General features: G+C 42.2%; 14 protein-coding genes. 13 read left to right on the top strand and 1 reads right to left on the bottom strand.

Annotation, left to right across the window (positions count from 1 at the left end; genetic code table 11):
- Positions 1-18: 18 nt before the first annotated feature.
- The gene (locus I9192_RS05975; RefSeq protein WP_228289345.1) at positions 19-897 is read left to right on the top strand and encodes a tetratricopeptide repeat protein; all 879 of its coding nucleotides are present in this window, start codon (positions 19-21) and stop codon (positions 895-897) included.
- 165 nt (positions 898-1,062) lie between these two features.
- On the opposite strand, the gene pcaU is transcribed toward I9192_RS05975, so the two are convergent.
- Complete coding sequence (gene pcaU, locus I9192_RS05980; protein WP_004828614.1) at positions 1,063-1,887, bottom strand: IclR family transcriptional regulator PcaU; 825 nt, start codon at positions 1,885-1,887, stop codon at positions 1,063-1,065.
- Between the two features lie 248 nt (positions 1,888-2,135).
- Here pcaU and I9192_RS05985 point away from each other — a divergent pair, with 248 nt between their 5' ends.
- The 12 genes from I9192_RS05985 to I9192_RS06040 all read left to right on the top strand — a co-directional run bounded on the left by I9192_RS05985 (position 2,136) and on the right by I9192_RS06040 (position 14,014).
- Positions 2,136-2,819 carry a 3-oxoacid CoA-transferase subunit A gene (locus I9192_RS05985; protein WP_200150208.1) on the top strand — a complete coding sequence of 228 codons (684 nt, stop codon included), beginning with the start codon at positions 2,136-2,138 and terminating at the stop codon, positions 2,817-2,819.
- Positions 2,816-3,472 carry a 3-oxoacid CoA-transferase subunit B gene (locus I9192_RS05990; RefSeq protein ID WP_200150209.1) on the top strand — a complete coding sequence of 219 codons (657 nt, stop codon included), beginning with the start codon at positions 2,816-2,818 and terminating at the stop codon, positions 3,470-3,472. The genes I9192_RS05985 and I9192_RS05990 overlap by 4 nt, the downstream gene beginning before the upstream one ends.
- Before the next feature lie 133 nt (positions 3,473-3,605).
- Positions 3,606-4,814, top strand: coding sequence for a 3-oxoadipyl-CoA thiolase (gene pcaF / locus I9192_RS05995; protein WP_005030563.1), 1,209 nt, complete (start codon positions 3,606-3,608; stop codon positions 4,812-4,814).
- Positions 4,815-4,822: 8 nt separating this feature from the next.
- Positions 4,823-6,181, top strand: a complete 1,359-nt coding sequence (locus tag I9192_RS06000; RefSeq protein WP_200150210.1) for a 3-carboxy-cis,cis-muconate cycloisomerase — start codon at positions 4,823-4,825, stop codon at positions 6,179-6,181.
- On the top strand, positions 6,178-6,957 hold the full coding sequence (pcaD, locus tag I9192_RS06005) for a 3-oxoadipate enol-lactonase (protein ID WP_200150211.1): 780 nt from the start codon (positions 6,178-6,180) through the stop codon (positions 6,955-6,957). Before I9192_RS06000 ends, pcaD begins: the two co-directional genes overlap by 4 nt.
- 41 nt (positions 6,958-6,998) lie before the next feature.
- On the top strand, positions 6,999-8,351 hold the full coding sequence (locus tag I9192_RS06010) for an MFS transporter (protein WP_004828623.1): 1,353 nt from the start codon (positions 6,999-7,001) through the stop codon (positions 8,349-8,351).
- A gap of 31 nt (positions 8,352-8,382) precedes the next feature.
- Positions 8,383-8,796, top strand: a complete 414-nt coding sequence (gene pcaC / locus I9192_RS06015) for a 4-carboxymuconolactone decarboxylase (RefSeq protein ID WP_004828626.1) — start codon at positions 8,383-8,385, stop codon at positions 8,794-8,796.
- 10 nt (positions 8,797-8,806) lie between these two features.
- Positions 8,807-9,532 (top strand): protocatechuate 3,4-dioxygenase subunit beta, encoded by a 726-nt coding sequence (gene pcaH / locus I9192_RS06020; RefSeq protein ID WP_004828629.1) that lies wholly within the window; start codon positions 8,807-8,809, stop codon positions 9,530-9,532.
- 11 nt (positions 9,533-9,543) lie between these two features.
- A complete protein-coding gene (gene pcaG, locus I9192_RS06025) occupies positions 9,544-10,173 on the top strand; it encodes a protocatechuate 3,4-dioxygenase subunit alpha (protein WP_004828630.1) in 630 nt (209 codons plus the stop codon).
- A gap of 235 nt (positions 10,174-10,408) precedes the next feature.
- The gene (aroD, locus tag I9192_RS06030) at positions 10,409-11,188 is read left to right on the top strand and encodes a type I 3-dehydroquinate dehydratase (protein ID WP_370469258.1); all 780 of its coding nucleotides are present in this window, start codon (positions 10,409-10,411) and stop codon (positions 11,186-11,188) included.
- 20 nt (positions 11,189-11,208) lie between these two features.
- Positions 11,209-12,669 (top strand): right-handed parallel beta-helix repeat-containing protein, encoded by a 1,461-nt coding sequence (locus I9192_RS06035; RefSeq protein ID WP_005030552.1) that lies wholly within the window; start codon positions 11,209-11,211, stop codon positions 12,667-12,669.
- A 16-nt stretch (positions 12,670-12,685) separates the two neighbouring features.
- A complete protein-coding gene (locus I9192_RS06040; protein ID WP_151798608.1) occupies positions 12,686-14,014 on the top strand; it encodes a carbohydrate porin in 1,329 nt (442 codons plus the stop codon).
- The last annotated feature ends 16 nt before the right edge of the window (positions 14,015-14,030 follow it).

Here is a 14,030-nt window from a genome sequence, read left to right on the forward strand (position 1 = left end):
TATTATATTTTTATAATTATTTATTTGACTTCTGCATGCACAGAAGGTAGTCGGAATAATAAAACAGAAAATTTAACAAAAGATTATAAGGATCTTACAACTTATACGTCTAAAGCTGATTTAGAAAGTGCAGCGAAAGAAAATGATCCAGAAGCAATATTTGTTTTAGGTTCAATGTATGCCACAGGAGAGGGAGCTGAAGTTAATCAAAAAAGGGCATTTGAACTATTTGAACAAGCTGCAAAATTAGGATCTTCTAATGCAATATTACAATTAGGGTTAATTTATCGAAATGGTAATAACTATATAAAAAAGGATGATAGAAAGGCTTTAGAATGCTTTGAAGCTGGTGCAAAAAAAGGGAATCCCTCAGCTATACATAATGTTGGTTTAGCTTATTATCAGGGGGTTGGTGTTAAGGAAGACAGAAGTAAAGCATTTAAATATTTCATTCAGTCTGCCCAGCTTGGTCTTTTACAGTCTCAAACTATAGTTGCTTCACAGTTATATAGAGGAGATGGAGTAACTAAAAATCTAAGTGAATCTTTTAAATGGTCTATGAAAGCAGCAGAACAAGGAGATGTGGAGTCACAAAATGATATTGGAATATCATATGAGAAAGGTGAGGGAGTTGATCGAGACCCTACTCAAGCACTGATATGGTTTGAAAAAGCAGCTAAAAATGGAAACATAGAAGCCCAATATAATGCAGCATTGAAATACTATAGTGGTGGTGGCGTTGTACAAAATTATGATAAATCTATTAAATATGCAGAGATGGCTGCAAGCAATGGGAATAAACCAGCAGTAGAGTTATTGTTAAATATTTATTCTGATGAAAATAATCCAAAATATAATCCAGAGAAGGCAAACTATTGGAAACCTAAGCTTGAATGATTCATGGTTTTACAACAATAGTTTTTATTTAAATATTTGATATTAATGAAAATAAATTAATTAGAGTTATGGTAGCTCGATTAGATCAAATATGGCAATTAGGCTATTCGTACAGAACAGGTGGAAATAATGAATTTAAAAAATGAATATCAGTCATTTTCCCACCTAAACCACTTGTCTCAAGTCGCGAGCTGTTTCCTGTAACAACGGCAAAATATGCGTAATTAAATAATCTTGAGTTGTGCGGATTGTTGGAGACACGATATTTAAAGCTGCAACTACATCAGCATTGGCATCATAGATCGGTACAGCAACTGCATGTACACCTAACTCATGTTCTTCACACGAGTAGCACCAATCTTGTTCTTTAATCTCATGCAACAATGCCAAAAACACTTCACTGTCTGTATGGGTATATTTAGTCAATCGCTTCAAAGGATATTTTTCTAACCACTCTTTTTGCTCATCTTTATTTAGATGTGCCAACAAAATTTTGCCTGCGGATGTGGCATGAGCGGGGAGTCGGTTACCCAAATGCAAACCATAAGGATTAACACGGTCAGTTTGTTGATGCGCTGCACTACGTGCAATGGTAATGGCTTCATAACCATCCAGCACCATGACTGAATAAATCAGTGATGTTTGATTGGTGAGTAAGTTTAATAAAGGCTGACAAATTTTAGGTAAGGGAGAACCATCCAGATACGCACCTGAGAACTTTAAAATTTTGGGGGTTAAATAATAATAATGACCATCAAAGTCCAAATACCCCAAGTATTCTAAAGTCAGTAAATGACGACGTGCAGCAGCACGGGTCATACCCGTTTTCTCTGCGGCTGTACTCATATTTAAACGGTGACGTTCAGGACCGAAGCAATCTAAAATCGCCAAGCCTTTGGCAATACCTGCGATAAAGTCTTCATGTCGAATCACTTTCTTATTTTCACGGTGATGAATCAAGCGACGATTTTTATTTTTATCATTTTCCATAATTTAGAGCATTCCTACAAAATCCTTTGATGAATAATTATTCTAATCGAAACACGACTAATTTAGTTGGATAATGTTCGATGATCGAACATTAAAAATAATAATCGCACAAAATAGCTTTTAGAAGATAGAAGTCTGTTCAGAATTTATCAAGAATAAAGATAAGAAATCCGAACAAAACACTCAACTTAGTTTTATCGACTTTTAGGATGAAAAATTGAGTGCTACACAGTACAGGAAGTAGTCAGATGATTGATAAGCGTGCCGGCTCATTGACAGAGGTTTTGTCACAAATCAAGGATGGTTCAACCATTATGATTGGCGGCTTTGGAACGGCAGGACAACCCGCAGAGCTAATTGATGGATTGATTGAGCTTGGCGTCAAAGACTTGGCCATTGTCAACAACAATGCAGGCAATGGCGATTATGGTTTGGCAAAACTCCTCAAATCAGGGGCTGTACGTAAGATCATCTGTTCATTCCCGCGCCAGTCTGATTCATGGGTATTTGATGAACTCTATCATGCAGGCAAGATTGAATTAGAACTTGTTCCTCAAGGAAACTTGGCATGTCGCATTCAAGCCGCGGGGATGGGTTTAGGGGCAGTATTCACACCAACAGGTTTTGGTACATTGCTTGCCGAAGGAAAAGAAACCCGTCATATCGACGGAAAAGACTATGTGCTTGAGTATCCGATCAAAGCTGATTTTGCCTTGATCAAAGCCCATCAAGGCGATCGTTGGGGCAATCTGGTCTATCGTAAATCTGCACGAAACTTTGGACCGATTATGGCGATGGCGGCGGATGTCACCATTGCACAGGTTTCTGAAATCGCAGAACTCGGTCAACTTGATCCTGAACATATCATTACACCCGGGATTTTTGTACAGCATGTAGTTGCTGTCAATGCGGGACAGGGAGAAGCAGCATGAGCTATCAAAAACTAAGCCGTGACCAAATTGCAGAACGTGTTGCACAAGACATTCCCGATGGCGCTTATGTGAATTTAGGTATTGGTTTACCGACCAAAATCTCGAAATATCTTCCTTCAGACAAAGATGTATTCCTACATTCTGAAAATGGTTTGTTGGCGTTTGGTCCACCCCCTGCCAAAGGCGAAGAAGACCCTGAACTGATTAATGCAGGCAAAGAGTTTGTCACCATGCTCACAGGCGGAAGCTTTTTCCATCACGGCGATTCTTTTGCCATGATGCGTGGTGGGCACTTGGATATTGCAGTATTGGGTGCCTTCCAAATTGCTGAAAATGGTGATCTTGCCAACTGGCATACAGGCGCTCCTGATGCGATTCCTGCGGTGGGTGGTGCGATGGATTTGGCAGTCGGTGCCAAGAAAGTCTTTATCACCACTGACCATGTCACCAAACAAGGCGAACCCAAAATCGTGGCTGAGCTGACCTATCCTGTGACTGGCAAAAAATGTGTCGACCGGATCTATACCGATCTGTGTGTGATTGATGTGACTCCAGACGGTTTAAAAGTGATTGAAAGAGTAGCGGGTCTCAGCTTTGAAGAATTGCAGTCGATGACGGGTGCTCAATTGCTTGATGCAACACAGCAGAATTAATGGATGAAATCCCCCTAAATCCCCCTTTGTTAAAGGGGGGACTTCACCTAAATAAATAATGGGCTGAAGTCTCTCTCCTTTTTAAAGGATGAGAAGCACTGCTTCTTAAGAGAGATTATTTAAGGAAAAACACATGAAAAATGCTTATATCATTGATGCCATTCGAACTCCATTTGGTCGTTATGCCGGTGGACTTGCAGCTGTAAGAGCGGATGATTTAGGTGCTGTGCCGATTCAAGCCTTAATGCAACGCAACCCTAGCGTGGATTGGCAACAAGTCGATGATGTGATTTATGGCTGTGCCAATCAGGCAGGTGAAGACAACCGAAATGTGGGTCGTATGTCTGCATTATTGGCAGGGCTGTCTGTCGAAGTGCCTGCAACTACGGTCAATCGTTTATGTGGTTCTTCACTGGATGCGATTGCGATGGCAGCACGGGCGATTAAAGCCGAGGAAGCCGATCTGATCATTGCAGGTGGTGTGGAAAGCATGAGTCGAGCACCCTATGTGATGGGCAAATCCGACAGTGCTTTTGGGCGTAGCCAAAAGATTGAAGACACCACCATGGGTTGGCGCTTTATCAATCCAAAGCTAAAAGACATGTATGGTGTAGAAACCATGCCACAAACGGCTGAAAATGTGGCTGAGCAATTCAACATCAACCGTGCTGATCAAGATCAGTTTGCATTGAACAGCCAGCAACGTACAGCAGCAGCACAGGCACAGGGCTTTTTTAAACAAGAAATTGTTGCTGTGACCATTCCTCAGCGTAAAGGTGATGATTTGCTGGTGGATCAAGATGAGCATCCACGAGCGTCAACCACATTGCAAGCCTTGCAAAAATTAAAAGGTGTGGTGAAAGCAGAAGGTACGGTAACTGCGGGTAATGCTTCAGGAATTAACGACGGTGCAGCCGCTTTACTGATTGCATCAGATCAAGCCGTTACACAGTATCAATTAAAACCACGTGCCAAAATCATTGCAGCAACAACCGTGGGAATAGAACCTCGAATCATGGGTTTTGCACCTGCACCAGCGATCAAGAAATTACTTCAACAGGCACATCTGAGTTTAGCGCAGATGGATGTGATTGAGCTGAATGAAGCCTTTGCTGCCCAAGCTTTGGCAGTGACTCGTGATTTAGGCTTGGCAGATGATGATGCACGGGTCAATCCGAATGGTGGTGCGATTGCTTTGGGGCATCCATTGGGTGCATCAGGTGCCCGTTTGGTGACAACCGCCCTCAACCAACTTGAACAGATTCAAGGGCAATATGCTTTGTGTTCAATGTGCATCGGTGTGGGTCAAGGCATCGCCATGATTATTCAACGTGTCGAGTGAGGTCTGTGATGAGCCAGTTATACGCCAGCTTATTTTATCAACCTGATGTCACTGCGATCTTTAGTGATCAAGCTTTATTGGGTTATATGATTCAAGCCGAAGTCGCTTTGGCAAAAGCGCAGGCACAGGTCAATGTGATTCCAGAATCAGCGGCTACCGTCATTGAAAGCGTTGGGCAAGATGCTTTAATGCAGATGGATATCGATGCATTGGCTGTTGCAGCTGGTTTGGCTGGAAATGTTGCGATTCCTTTTGTGAAGCAATTTACAGCCTTAGTTAAACAGCAAGATGAAGATGCCGCCCGTTATGTACATTGGGGTGCAACCAGTCAAGATATTATTGATACAGCAACCATTTTGCAGTGTCGAGATGCATTGATCTTGATTGAGCAACAATTGCAACAGACGTATCAGGTCTGCTTAAAGCAAGCACAACAATACCGTGATCAAGTCATGATTGGGCGTACATGGTTACAACAGGCTTTACCGATCACGCTTGGATATAAGTTTGCACGTTGGGCGGCTGCTTTGCAACGTGATCTTGAACGTCTTAATCGTATGCAACAACGAGTTTTAACCGCCCAACTGGGAGGTGCTGTAGGTTCGTTGGCTTCTTTGCAAGATCAAGGTTCAGCTGTGGTCGCAGCTTATGCACACTTACTCAATTTAACTGCACCGACATGTACATGGCATGGTGAGCGAGATCGCATGGTTGAGATCGCCAGCGCTTTAGCTTTGATTGTCGGCAATGTCGGCAAAATGGCAAAAGATTGGTCATTGCTGATGCAGACTGAAATCGCCGAAGTCTTTGAACCCACTGCAAAAGGTCGCGGTGGTTCATCCACGATGCCTCATAAACGTAATCCTGTTGCAGCAGCTTCAATCCTTGCAGCAGCCAATCGTGTTCCTGCTTTGATGGCAAGTGTTTACCAAAGTATGGTGCAAGAGCATGAACGTGCTTTGGGGGCTTGGCATGCTGAATGGTTGGCAATTCCTGAAATTTTTCAGTTATGTGCAGGTGCTTTAGAGCGCACACATGATGTATTGGCACATATGCAAGTAAATGCAGTCGCCATGCAACGTAATCTTGAGTGTACTCAAGGTTTAGTCATGGCAGAAGCAGTCATGATGGCACTTGCAGTAAAAATTGGGCGTTTAAATGCGCATCATTTGGTTGAACAAGCATGCCAACAAGCGGTGGCTGAACAGAAACATTTAAAAACGGTATTAGCCGAGATGGATCAAGTCAATACCTACTTCAATGAGCAGGCGTTGCAAGCATTGTTTAACCCGATATCTTACTTGGGCAATATTCAGGCTCAAATTGATGCAGTACTGCAAGCCGCACAAGAGGATCAAAGATCATGATGATCAATAACCGTCAAGGACACCAACTTGCTGTGCAAGTACAGGGTTTGAAAGATGCTCCAGTGATTATGTTTTCCAACTCTTTGGGAACTGATCATGGGATGTGGCAAGCACAGGTTGCTGTATTGGCAGCACATTATCAAATTATTACTTATGACACACGTGGTCATGGTGAGAGTGAGGTGGTTGCCCACACGACCTTGCAAAATCTAGCTGAAGATGCAGTTGATATCCTAGATGCTTTAAACATTACCAAAGCACATTTCTGTGGTATTTCGATGGGTGGAATTACTGCGCTTGCTTTGGCGATGAATCATGCTGAACGTTTTCATAGTATTAGCGTAGCAAATTCAGCCGCAAAAATTGGCACTGCTGAAGCTTGGAACAGTCGAGCGGAGAGTGTGGAGCAACATGGTTTAGCTGAAATCGTAAAAACGACACATACCCGTTGGTTTAGTGAGCATTTTGATTATGCCCATGATGTATTGGCACAAAAAACCATTCAAAGTTTAGCAATGACTCCATCACAAGGTTATGCCAATGCCTGTAGAGCTTTGGCAGATGCAGATGTTCGGGATCAGTTAAATCAAATCCAAATACCCACATTGATTATTGCGGGGCAGTATGACCCTGTCACCACAGTTCAAGATGCAGAATTTATGCATCAACTTGTTCAAAACAGTCAGCTTGAAATCTTGGCAGCTTCCCATTTATCCAATATTGAACAGCCTCAAGTGTTCAATCAGGCGCTGTCTAAGTTTATTCAAAGCATATAACCGCAAGGGTTAGAAAGGAATTCGCCTACAAGGAGGCAACTATGGCACAGGAATTTGCTGCCCCAAACAAGAGTATGGATGCGCAGGCGCTGATCAATGATGCACCTGTCAGTAAATATCAGTGGATGATTGCAATTATTTGTTTTCTCATCGTATTTGTCGATGGCATTGATACTGCTGCAATGGGCTTTATTGCACCTGCTTTGGCGCAAGATTGGGGCATTGATCGTTCCCAACTTGGACCTGTCATGAGTGCAGCACTGGGTGGAATGATCATCGGTGCATTGGTTTCAGGTCCTACAGCAGATCGCTTTGGTCGCAAGATTGTTTTGACTATTTCGATGCTGATTTTTGGTGGTTTTACACTGGCATCTGCTTATGCACAAGACTTAAACAGCCTTGTGATATTACGCTTTTTAACAGGTATTGGTTTAGGTGCGGCGATGCCAAATGCCACTACCTTGTTCTCAGAATATTGTCCACAACGCATTCGCTCATTGCTCGTGACCTGCATGTTCTGCGGTTATAACTTGGGGATGGCGATTGGTGGATTTATCAGTAGTTGGTTAATCCCGACCTTTGGTTGGCACAGTCTATTTTTACTGGGCGGAATCGCACCACTGATACTCATGGTATTGGTCATTTTCGTGTTGCCAGAATCTTATCGCTTCTTGATTGTCAAAGGACAATCAACAGAGAAGGTTCGCAAAATTTTAAACCACATTGCACCAGAGCAGGTAAAAACTGCGCAAACATTTCATATTCCAGAAGAGCAGTCTGCTGTTGCAGAAAAGAAAAATGTATTCGGTATGTTGTTTTCAAAACAATATGCCAAAGGCACGCTCTTACTTTGGTCGACCTATTTTATGGGCTTGGTGGTGATTTATTTGCTGACCAGCTGGTTACCGACCTTGATGCGTGAAACGGGCGCGACCATGGAACGAGCTGCATTTATCGGTGGTTTATTCCAGTTCGGTGGTGTGATGAGTGCCTTATTTATTGGTTGGGCGATGGATCGCTTTAACCCAAATCGCATTATTTCCGCTTTCTATTTTATCGCAGGTTTGTTTGCAGTCGCTGTGGGGCAAAGCCTAAGCAATCCAACTTTATTGGCACTATTGGTGTTATGTGCCGGGATAGCCATCAATGGTGCGCAATCTTCTATGCCTGCTTTAAGTGCTCGTTTTTACCCAACGCAATGCCGTGCAACAGGGGTTGCTTGGATGACGGGTATTGGACGATTTGGTGCTGTGTTTGGTGCATGGATCGGGGCTGTTTTATTGGGCAATGATTGGTCTTTTACCGCTATTCTCAGTTTGCTCATGATTCCAGCAACCGCAGCAGCCATCGCTATTTTTGTTAAATCTTTGGTTGCTCATACCGATGCAACCTAATGCTCATTTTTCTAGATGAGGAATAACGTCAATGAATGATGATCAACGCTATCAACAAGGGCTTAAAGTCCGTACCGAAGTACTTGGTGAACAACATGTCGGCCGCTCTTTAGCGAACCTAAATGATTTTAATCAAGACTTCCAGAATTTTATCAGTCGATTTGCATGGGGTGAAGTATGGTCTCGTGAAGGTCTACCACGTCATACACGTAGTTTAGTGACCATTGCGATTTTATTGGCATTGGGACGAGAGGATGAACTCAGAATGCATTTACGTGCTTGTTTTAACAATGGTGTGACCAAGGATGAACTTAAAGAATTGATTTTGCATAGTTCATTATATGCAGGTTTGCCAGCAGCAAATGCAGCAATGCATATGGCTGAAGACGTTTTTAAAGAGCTGGGTATCGAAGTGCAGCCTATTGCGACACCACTACAAGATTAAGGAGACCAGCATGTTAAGTCATACATTGGGTGCATATCCACAACGTAACACCGATGATCATCCGCCAGCATATACACCGGGCTATAAAACCAGTGTATTACGCTCGCCAAAAAATGCATTGATTTCGATTAATGAAACCTTGACAGAAGTGACCTCACCGCATTTTTCCCCCAATCTTTTTGGTGCGAAAGATAATGATTTGATTTTGAACTATGCCAAAGACGGTTTACCAGTCGGTGAACGTATTATTGTCCATGGTTATGTTCGTGATCAGTTTGGTCGTCCAGTCAAAAATGCCTTGTTAGAAGTTTGGCAAGCCAATGCTTCAGGGCGTTATCGTCATCCAAATGATAAGTTTATCGGCGCGATGGATCCAAACTTTGGTGGCTGTGGTCGTACTTTAACTGATGAAAATGGATTCTTCATTTTTCGTACCATTAAACCGGGTCCTTATCCGTGGCGTAACCGTATCAATGAATGGCGTCCAGCGCACATCCATTTTTCATTGATTGCAGATGGTTGGGCACAGCGCTTAATTTCGCAGTTCTATTTTGAAGGCGATACGCTGATTGATAGCTGCCCAATTTTAAAAACGATTCCTTCTGAAGATCAGCGTCGTGCCCTGATCGCACTCGAAGATAAAAACAACTTTATTGAAGCGGATAGCCGTTGTTACCGCTTTGATATTCATCTTCGTGGTCGTCGTGCGACTTATTTTGAAAATGATTTGACTTAAGGGTGTATACGATGAACGCATGGAATTTTCAAGAACTGAAAGAGACCCCATCTCAAACAGGTGGTCCTTATGTTCATATTGGCTTATTGCCTCAACAAGCCAATATTGAAGTGTTTGAACACAACTTTAATCACCAATTGACCAATGACAAAACTCAAGGGCAACGTATTCGCCTGGAAGGTCAAGTTTTTGACGGACTGGGTTTGCCATTAAGAGATGTGTTACTGGAAATCTGGCAAGCAGATAGCAATGGTGTTTATCCAAGTCAGGCAGATACCCAAGGCAAAACTGTAGATCCACATTTTCAAGGCTGGGGGCGTACAGGGGCGAATTTTGAAACAGGTTTTTGGCATTTTGAAACTGTAAAACCCGGTGCTGTAGCTGGACGTAAAGGTTCGATTCAAGCACCTCATATTGCCGTGGTGCTGTTTGCACGTGGCATCAACATTGGACTACATACCCGTATTTATTTTGAGGATGAAGTAGATGCCAATGCCAATGATCCAGTTTTAAACAGTATTGAATGGGCGACTCGTCGTCAGACTCTTATTGCCAAACGTACGGAAGTTGATGGCGAAATCGTCTATCGCTTTGATATTCGTATTCAAGGTGAAGATGAAACGGTATTTTTTGATATCTAAGTATTTTGTCAAATCTTACTTTGATCATCATGGAGTTTGATCAATTTATGATTTTCCTCCCCGTAAAAAGGGAGGATGAATGCGATTTAAGTACATTGGTTTAAAGCATAGGACATTAAAACAGTATCTATATTCGAATTATTTATTACAGATCATCTATTAAGGAAGATGGAAAATGAAATTAAAAAAAATTGCAGCAGTGATGCTGGCATTGAGCCCAATTTTTACATTGCAAATGACACAAGCACAAACACTTCCAGTACAGCGTGTTGAATTATCTGAACTGGCAAAACTTCCAGTGAAAACGATTGTACCGATTACTGCCAAAACTCAAGAACAAGCCTTGGCGCAAGCCAAAGTGATTGCAAGTAATCCCGATGCAGATTTAGCGGAATTCCGTATCGACTTGCTCGACTTTGCCAACAACACACAACAAGTGATTGCTTTGGGGCATCAACTTAAACAGATTTTAGGCAGCAAGCCGATGATTGCTACCATTCGCACACACAATGAAGGTGGGCAGTTGACCATCACTGATGCGGATTATGCAAAAATTTATCAAGCTTATTTAAAGCAGCCATTTATGGATATGTTAGATGTGGAGATGTTCCGAGATCCACAAGCCGTAAACAGTATCGTAAAACTGGCACATGCCAAAAAAGTATTGATTGTGATGTCGAATCACGATTTTAAAAAGACACCTAATGAAGATGAGATCATTCAACGTTTACTTAAACAGGATGAGCTTGGGGCAGATATTTTAAAAATCGCAGTGATGCCACAAAGCAAACAAGATGTATTCACCTTAATGAATGCCACTTTAAAAGTGAGTCAACAATCCAAAAAGCCATTATTGACCATGTCGATGGGCAAGTTGGGCACTATTTCTCGAATTGCTACGGCAAATATGGGCGGCAGCTTTAGCTTCGGCATGATCGGTGAAGCTTCTGCACCCGGTCAAATTGATGTAACCCAATTGAAGCAGTTATTGAAAACTGTTCAACCTACACCATAATTTAAAAGGACTTTTAAGACATGAAATTGATTTCTTTACGTTTAAGCGCATTGGCGATAGGGCTTGCAGTTTCTGGTTTAGCAATGGCGGAAAGCTATGTGGTAGACCGCTATCAGGATGACAGTGAAAAAGGTTCATTGCGCTGGGCAATTGAACAGGCAAATGCCAAACCGACTGAGGCCAGTGAGATTTTGATTCAAGCGGTTGGGACAGCACCTTATACCATCAAGGTGAATAGTCCTTTACCTGAGATTAAAGCACCCGTAAAAATTACGGGAACCCAATGGGCGAAAACAGGTGAATTTATCGCCATTGATGGTTCAAATTATATTAAAGGGACAGGTGTTGAAGCTTGTCCGGGAGCGGTTGAAGGGCAGTTTGGTACCAATGTGCGTACCACAACTTTACCAGGCTTAGTTTTGCGTGACATCAACGGGGTCACTATTCAAGGTGTAGAAATTCGCCGTTTCTGTATTGGTATTTTAATGAATCGTGCCAGTAATAACCTGATTCAAAATAACCGCATTATGCATAACTATGGTGGTGCAGGCGTGATGTTGACAGGAGATGATGGCAAGGGCAATCCTACTGCAACCACCACCAATAACAATAAAGTGCTGAATAATTATTTCCAAGACAATGGTGATGGGCTTGAATTAACCCGTGGTGCAGCATTTAACTTGGTTGCAAATAATCACTTTATTTCAACATCTGCAAATCCAGAGCCATCGCAAGGTATTGAGATTTTATGGGGCAATGACAATGCCGTGGTGGGCAATAAGTTTGAAAACTATTCAGATGGCTTGCAGATCAACTGGGGCAAGCGAAATTATATTGCCTACAATGAACTGACCAATAACTCGAATGGTTTTAACTTAACAGGCGATGGCAATATTTTTGACAGCAATAAAGTCCATGGAAACCGTGTTGGTATTGCGATTCGTTCTGAAAAAGATGCCAATGCACACATCACGCTTACCAAGAACCAAATTTGGAATAACGGTCAAGACATTAAGCGCTGTGAAGCGGGGGGGAGTTGTGTACCTAATCAACGTGTAGGTGCGATTATCTTTGATATTCCGGGATTGGAACATGCGCACTTTGTGGGTTCACGTGGTCATGGTGTCAAGATTGATCCAGCAAATTTACAGAAAACTTGTCAACAGCCGAATGAGCAAGGTTGTAATGCTCAACCAAATCAAGGCATTCAAGCACCTAAATTAAGCTATGCCAAAGGTCAAGTTACGGTTGAAGTCAAGGGGCAACCAAATCAACGTTATCAGATTGAGTTCTTTGGAAACACTTCAGCGAGCTCAAATGAAGCAGAATTTTATTTAGGTTCAGCTGTTGCTGCGACCAATGGACAAGGTCTAGCCAAGCTTTTATGGAAACCGACCAATAAATTCGCATCTGTTACCGCAAATATTACAGATCGTTTGGGTGCAACTTCTGAACTCAGTTCAGCTGTGAAATTAAAATAACAATCAGGAGCTTGAGATGAATTCAAAAAGATTTTTGATCAAACTGAGTTGCTTGACTGTTGCGCTTTGTACTGTTCAACACAGCTTTGCGAATCAACCGTGGTCACAGGATCGTCAGTGGTTATTGGGTGATTGGAATGGTGAGCGTCAACAACTGGAAAAACAAGGTTATAAATTTACTGCTTCTATTATGAGTCAAGCAGCCACCAATTTAGATGGCGGTTATAACGATAGCAATACTTTTAAAAATGCAGCGCAACTGGCGTTAGGTGCAAATTTTGATCTAGAGAAAATAGCAGGTTGGGACAATACCACCGCCAATATTTTAATCACCAAGCGTGATGGCAATGCTTTGACTTTGGATCGTATTAAAGATCCTCGTTCGAGTGCATTGGGAAATTCACAAGAAATTTATGGTCGAGGTAAAATTTGGCGTCTGACTCAAGCATGGGTCAAAAAAGGATTTGCTGACAATACAGTTCAATTCAAGATTGGGCGTATGGGCATGTCTGACGACTTCAATGGTTCACAGTGTGAATTCCAGAATTTATTACTATGTGGCGGACAGCTTGGAAAATCTATTGGCTCCATTTGGTACAACTTACCTGTGGGGCTATGGGGAACCAATGTTAAATATCAATTTGCGCCAGATTGGACACTGGGTGTGGGTGTCTATGAAGTCAATCCAGACAATATTAAAACCGCCAAAAATAGCGATGGTTTTAATTTGGATATGAATAATGTCAAAGGTGCAACAATTCCTGTTGAACTGGCTTGGCGACCGAAACTCGCGACATTCGATGGTTTGCCAGGTGAATATAAAGTCGGTGCATTGTATTCGACAGCTGAAGCCAATGATATTGCAACCACGGGTAAAGTACATGACGGTAAACACAGTTTTTGGTTGAATGCACAACAACAATTGAGCCAAAAAGGCAATGATCCTAAACGTGGTCTATATGCCAGTGTGAATGTCGTGGTGAATGATAAAGCCACCACAGCAGTCCAAAGCACACAACAATTGGCGCTTTGGTACAAAGGACCATTTGATGGTCGTCCAAATGATTCTATTGGTTTTGGTATTGCCAATTATGTGGTGAATGATCGTTATAAAGACCGTCAAATTGCGCTGAATAATAGTCGTGGTTATGACGAATACGATGCATTTGCAGCAGACTATGTTCCTGTTCAACGTGATGAGTTAAATATTGAACTGAACTATACCTACCAATGGTCACCAGCGGTCATGCTCAGACCAAACCTACAATATATTCATCAACCCGCAGGTGTTAAAGAAGTGGATGATGCATGGGTTGCAGGTTTAAGCATGCGTGTAAATTTCTAATCTAGGAGTATGACGT

The organism is Acinetobacter bereziniae, assembly GCF_016576965.1.
In the GTDB taxonomy this organism is placed as follows: Bacteria; Pseudomonadota; Gammaproteobacteria; order Pseudomonadales; family Moraxellaceae; genus Acinetobacter; species Acinetobacter bereziniae.